General features: G+C 68.2%; 1 protein-coding gene and 1 pseudogene. Both read right to left on the bottom strand.

Going from position 1 to position 1,297, the window contains the following annotated elements; translation table 11 throughout:
• On the bottom strand, positions 1-974 hold a 974-nt coding region (locus AB0N24_RS27540), incomplete at its 3' end, for an L-serine ammonia-lyase (protein ID WP_364131776.1).
• A 159-nt stretch (positions 975-1,133) separates the two neighbouring features.
• A pseudogene (locus AB0N24_RS27545) lies at positions 1,134-1,297 on the bottom strand (serine hydroxymethyltransferase); the annotation flags it as partial.

Consider the following 1,297-nt stretch of genomic DNA (forward strand, 5'->3'; position numbering starts at 1 on the left):
TCGCGGTCCGCCTGGGTGGCGACGTCCATGCCGGGGGCGAAATGCAGTGCGTAGTACAGCACCGCCGGGATGATGCCGGCGGCACCGTTGGTGGGCGCGGTGACCACCCGGCCGCCGGAGGCGTTTTCCTCGTTGACGGCCAGCGCGATCAGGTTCACCCATTCCTGCCAGTATTTCGGGTCCCGGTAGCCTGGATCGTGGTCCCGGCTTTCCTTCAGGAGCCGCTCGTGCCAGTCCGGCGCCCGACGGCGGACCTTCAGCCCGCCGGGCAGCAGGCCTTCGCGCTTCAGGCTGGTTTCCACGCAGCCTTCCATCACCGAATAGATGTGCAGCAGGCCCTGCCGGATCTCCTCCTCCGTCCGGGACGCGCGTTCGTTGACGAACATGATCTCGCCGATGGACAGGCCCTTGGACTGGCAGCGGCCCAGCAGTTCGGCTGCCGTGCGGAACGGCAGCGGCAGTTCCTTCTTGGACTCATCGAGTTCCTTCAGCGCCGCGTCCTCTTCGCCTTCACGGACGATGAAGCCGCCGCCCACGGAGAAGAACGTGGCACGATGCAGGACTTCGCCGTCGGCGTCGGAGACGGTGAAGGTCATGCCGTTGGTGTGCCGCGGCAGGATGGTCAGCGGGCGCAGGACCATGTCCTTCACGCCGTAGGGCAGCTGCACGGACCCCGCCAGCTGCAGTTTCCCGGACTCGGCGATGGCGGCCAGCCGCTCCTCCACCTCATCGGGCAGGATCAGCTCCGGGTGGAAACCCTCCAGGCCCAACAGGATCGCCGTCATCGTGCCGTGGCCGTGGCCCGTGGCGGCGAGGGAGCCGTAAAGGTCCACCCGCAGCGACGCCACCTTGTCCAGGGTGCGGGAGCCCTTGAGCTCCTCGGCGAACACCGCGGCAGCCCGCATCGGGCCCACCGTGTGTGAACTGGACGGTCCTATTCCGATGGAAAAAAGGTCGAAGACTCCAACGGCCATGGTCGGTTCCTAACTAGGTCTAACTGTGGTCCGGCAGATGGTCCTGCCGGAAGGGCCGCGCAACCGCCGGTCGGCGGGCGCGTTGCCCGATGCGCGGCGCCGGGCGGCAGCTTATGGCGGCCGCCCGGCGTCGTGATCTGTACTTCTGTCATACGTCCTCTAGCTGAGGTTGGCAACCGAGGGGTAGAGCGGGTGGGCGTCGGCGAGGGCTTCGACCCGGGAGCGCAGGCCGGAGAGGTCCGCGCCGGCCTCGGCGATCAGCGCCTCGGCGATGATGTCCGCGACCTCGGCGAAGGCCGCCTCGCCGAACCCGCGGGTGGCCA

Source organism: Arthrobacter sp. NPDC093128, from assembly GCF_040683875.1.
In the GTDB taxonomy this organism is placed as follows: domain Bacteria; phylum Actinomycetota; class Actinomycetes; order Actinomycetales; family Micrococcaceae; genus Arthrobacter.